At 59.2% G+C, this 2,862-nt stretch carries 3 protein-coding genes; 2 read left to right on the top strand and 1 reads right to left on the bottom strand.

Annotated features, from left to right (window positions below):
* Both P7F28_RS01885 and P7F28_RS01880 read left to right on the top strand, forming a co-directional pair.
* A partial coding sequence (locus tag P7F28_RS01885) for a mandelate racemase/muconate lactonizing enzyme family protein (RefSeq protein ID WP_277182743.1) occupies positions 1-970 on the top strand: 970 nt, incomplete at its 5' end.
* A 41-nt stretch (positions 971-1,011) separates the two neighbouring features.
* Complete coding sequence (locus tag P7F28_RS01880) at positions 1,012-2,271, top strand: MFS transporter (RefSeq protein WP_277182742.1); 1,260 nt, start codon at positions 1,012-1,014, stop codon at positions 2,269-2,271.
* Positions 2,272-2,466: 195 nt separating this feature from the next.
* Here the strand turns inward: P7F28_RS01880 and P7F28_RS01875 are convergent.
* Positions 2,467-2,862 (bottom strand): hypothetical protein (locus P7F28_RS01875; protein ID WP_277182741.1); only part of this gene is annotated, 396 nt, incomplete at its 5' end.

Below are 2,862 nucleotides of genomic sequence, written 5' to 3'. Positions count from 1 at the left end.
GGCGGCGGCCGTCAAGGTCATGACGCCGTGGCTGATCGGAATGAATGCGCTGCATACCGAGCGTATCTGGCAGGAGGTTTATGCACGCCTGCGCGATCACGGGCAGAAGGGCGCGGTCATCGAAGCGCTGAGCGGTGTCGATATTGCGCTATGGGATATCAAAGGCAAGTTCTTCGGCGTGCCCGCTTATGACTTGATGGGTGGCCCGTTGCGCACCGAAGTGCAGGCGTATGCCACGGGTTTGTATCGGAGAAAATACGGTAATCCTAAGCAATATCTGCCGGAAGAAGCAGCCGGATATGTTGCTGACGGCTTCAAAGCGGTGAAGCTCAAAGTAGGCTTCGGCGTGGATGAAGACGCAGCGGTAACGCATGCAGTGCGCGAAGCGATCGGCCCGCACGTGGCGCTGATGGTTGACGCAAATCACGCATACGATGCCGTCGCCGCCATTCGTCTGGGGCGAAAGATCGAAGCGCTGGATATCGGCTGGTTCGAGGAACCGGTGCCGCCGGAAGATCGCGAAGGGCATCTGCAAGTGAAGCGCGCCTTGTCGATTCCTGTCGCGGGCGGCGAGTGCGAGTTCACGCGTCTGGGCTTTCGCGACATGTTCATTGCACACGCGTTCGATATCGTTCAACCCGATACATGCGCGGCGGGCGGCCTCAGCGAGTGCAAGAAAATCGCGGATATGGCGCATGCGTTCGGCATTCGCTATAACCCGCACGTGTGGGGCACGGGGATTGCGATGGCCGCATCGCTGCAACTGCTTGCCGTGTTGCCGACGCATACGCCCACGTCGCTTGCGCCGCTTGAACCCATGCTCGAATTCGATCGCACTGAGCATCCTATTCGGCGTGCGGTGCTGAAGGAACCGATCGAACATACGAACGGTGTCGTGCGAATTCCGCAGGGACCGGGACTCGGCATCGAAGTGGATCGCGACGCGCTGTCGCGTTTCGCGGCACACTGAATCACGCGCAATAGCAGCTAGAACAAATCAGGAGATCGGCAATGAAGGAATCGAAGTGGTGGAGCATTGGCGGATCGCTGATGCTGGGCTTGTGTGTCGCGTATCTCGATCGCACGACGCTGTCGGTGGGCTTGCAGGCCGTCGCGCAGGACATGGGTTTTGCGGGCGAACGCTTTGCGGTCACGGCAAGTCTTGCACTCACGATCTTTCTCGTGGGCTATGCGGTATCCAATGTGCTCGGCGGCATTCTTACGCGCCGCTTCGATCCGAAGCCGGTCGTGATTTGGACCTTCGCGTTGTGGTCGGCGGCGACCGTGTATGTGGGCTTTACGAGTTCGCTTGCGGTGTTGCTCGCGTGCCGGTTGATTCTCGGTATAGCGGAAGGTGTGTACTGGCCGCAGCAATCGCGCTTCGCCAAGGCATGGTTCGCGCCGAACGAGCGCACGAAGGCCAACGCAATCATTCAGTATTACGGACAATATCTCGCGCTCGCGTTCGGCTTTATCGTGCTGACACCGATCTTTCATGCGTTCGGCTGGCGTTCGATGTTTTTCCTGATGGGCGGTATCGGGCTGGTGATTATCGTGCCGCTGTATGTGGCGAAGCTCAAGCCTGAAAGCGAAGCGCCTTATCGCACTGCGCCCGTCGCGGGCAATGCCGGCAAGCTGACGCTGGCGGCATTGGGCGGACCGGCATTCTTTCTTCTGCTGATCAGCTATGTCACGCAAGGCATGTTGTTCTGGGGCGTGACGTTGTGGATTCCGCTCGCGGTGCAATCGGTGGGATTTACGGGCATGTCGCAAGCGTTCGCGAGTTCGCTGCCGTATATCGCGGCCGTCTTGCTTGCAGTGCCGATGTCGCGTCTGTCCGACCGCACCGGCAAGCGCGTACTGATCGCCGCACTCGGCCTGCTAATTCCCGGTGTGTTGATGATGATGCTGCCGCTCGTGCAAAGCGGCTATGCGAAACTTGCGCTTATCACCATCGCGCTGGGTTACTACGCGAGCAGTTACACGCCGAACATCTGGTCGATTCTGCAATCGTCGATCGAACCGCAAGCGATCGGGCCAGCATCGGGAATTATTAACGGCATTGGCGCGGGTGGCGGTGGCACGATTGCGGGCTTTCTCGTCGGCTTGCTTTATCGATCGACGGGTTCGTATATGTCGGGCTTCGTGGTGCTCGGCGCGTTGGTGATTATCGGCGGAATTTCGCTGCTGTTTTACGGGCGCGTGCAGAAGACGCGTTCACGGCATAGTGGCGACGCCTCGCTGGTGCAAGGCGCGCAAGAGGCTCGATGACGCTATGCGGCTCACCGGTAGTCGATACGTTGTGGTTCATTCATCGCGCGGAATGTCTGTTGCCCGCGCGTTACGCGCGGGCGATGAAGTTGCGATGCCGCCTGCGCCGTTTAAAAGACATTTTCGCTTCACGTGCGCGCAACGACGTCGCTCATTTGGCGTCTGCAGCGCGCGTGTTGTCACGCGCGGTTTCAGTTATTTCGTCATCATGCTGCGTAACGCCGGACCTGCCTGATTAAGCGGCAACGCGGCGATCCGCCCGTAGAGGTCGGCCACGAGTATGCAAACGCTCTTGTCACTCATGCTCAGGCTGGCCGGCGACGCCCCCTGAAGGACTCGGAGTTGGTCGCCATACTTTTGATACATGCTCTTAATGATCGGCGTCATGACCGCCAGCGCGTCTTGCTGACTTGCCGGCGATTGCGGGGCCGTAGCTGAAGTCCGAAGAACATCGACGATCGCGTCTTCCAAAGTCGCTTTCGTCGCGTCGCTGAGATTGGCGAGCGACTGTTTATTTTCTGATGGACCCGGTGTTCGGCCGGACAGTGCTGTCGAGCACGTTGACGGGGATTTATCCGCCAGTTCCTGTGT

Source organism: Caballeronia sp. BR00000012568055, assembly GCF_029439455.1.
In the GTDB taxonomy this organism is placed as follows: domain Bacteria; phylum Pseudomonadota; class Gammaproteobacteria; order Burkholderiales; family Burkholderiaceae; genus Caballeronia.
This window is presented reverse-complemented; position numbering and strand designations above follow the sequence as displayed.